The organism is Oleiphilus sp. HI0086 (assembly GCF_001635225.1).
Window position 1 is genome coordinate 1 of sequence record NZ_LWFZ01000005.1, and the last position, 1189, is coordinate 1189.

2 pseudogenes are annotated in these 1189 nt (G+C 45.2%); one reads left to right on the forward strand and one right to left on the reverse strand.

Annotated features, from left to right (window positions below):
• A pseudogene (locus tag A3756_RS00195) lies at nucleotides 1-912 on the forward strand (AMP-binding protein); the annotation flags it as partial.
• Nucleotides 913-928: 16 nt separating this feature from the next.
• Here A3756_RS00195 and A3756_RS26905 read toward each other — a convergent pair.
• Nucleotides 929-1189: pseudogene (locus A3756_RS26905) on the reverse strand (enoyl-CoA hydratase); the annotation flags it as partial.

Sequence of the window (1189 nt, forward strand, 5' to 3'; positions counted from 1 at the left end):
TATGTTGGTGAGTTGTGTCGCTATTTGATGTCTCAGCCAGAAAGTGCTGATGATAAAAATCATCAGGTAAGAATGATTTTTGGTAACGGTTTGCGAGCAAACCTGTGGGCGGGTTTTAAACAGCGCTTTGGTGTCGATAAGGTGATGGAGTTTTATGGCTCTAGTGAGGGGAATGTAGGTTTTCTCAATATATTCAATCATGATTTTACCGTTGGCTTCACGACAATCCCTTACGCCATTGTCGAGTATGATTTAGAAGAAGATTGTCCAGTCAGGCATCACGATGGCTTCCTGCGACGGGTCAAAAAAGGACAGGCGGGATTACTATTGGGTGAAATTACCGATAAAACCCCTTTTGATGGTTATACCGACCCAGAGAAAACCGAACGCACCATCTTGAGAAATGTCTTCAAACAGGGGGATGCTTGGTTTAATACCGGTGACTTGATGCGAGATCAAGGCTTCAATCATGCCCAATTTGTTGATCGCCTGGGTGATACTTTTCGTTGGAAGGGTGAGAACGTTTCGACAACTGAGGTCGAGAATGTATTGGCTCAGATGACTGCTGTAGCTGATGCTGTGGTTTATGGTGTCGAGATACCCGAGACAAACGGTAGAGCGGGAATGGCATCTATTACGCTTGAGAAAGGTGCTCATTTTGACTCTTCAGAGGTCTACCAACATTTAAGTGAGAATCTGCCCGCATATGCCCGGCCGATTTTTATTCGATTGTCTTCATCGATGGAGACAACGGGAACCTTCAAATACAAGAAAACTGACTTGAAGAAAATTGCTTATGATTTGGAGCAGATAACAGACCCGGTATGGGTCTGTCTTCCAGGCGACACAGCTTATCAGCCCTTTAATGCTGAATTACAAGCGGCTGTTGAGGCGGGAAAGTATCGCTTCTAGCCTGTTTGATTCAAGCTTAGCTGCGATTCTTAAAAGGTAAGGGCTTCGCGCCTTTGGTGCCTTGGCTGACTGCTGCTCTCTGGTTGTAACGACCGATCAGCTTGCGTTGTAATTTTGTTTCCCAATTTAAAGCCTGTTTGATGGTGCTAAGCCAGGTTTTGTTGAAAAGCAGCTTGTTGCTGGCAACGGCATCTGGCGAGCGCTGTTTGATCTCTTCAGCGAATTCGACTGCCTTGGTCATCGGGTCATCATAGATATGGGTAATCAAGTTATATGA